1 protein-coding gene is annotated in these 208 nt (G+C 42.3%); it reads right to left on the reverse strand.

Annotated elements, in window-relative coordinates:
* Positions 1-208, reverse strand: a 208-nt coding sequence (locus Q0783_RS18355) for a hypothetical protein (protein WP_298897596.1), incomplete at both ends; no start/stop codon positions are given.

Raw genomic sequence — 208 nt, forward strand, 5'->3', positions numbered from 1 at the left:
GGACAACCATTAGTATCTGTTCTTGGAATATCATGTGATCCGACAGCATACTCAATACCTTCATAATTAAACGTCTCGCCTTCACAAACTTCTCCTGAAGCTGCGTCGTCTGGTGTCACAGGATAAGCTGCTACCGTTAATACCGTTTTGTACGGACAACCATTAGTATCTGTTCTTGGAATATCATGTGATCCGACAGCATACTCAA

The sequence above is a fragment of the uncultured Psychroserpens sp. genome, assembly GCF_947500255.1.
GTDB lineage: Bacteria > Bacteroidota > Bacteroidia > Flavobacteriales > Flavobacteriaceae > Psychroserpens.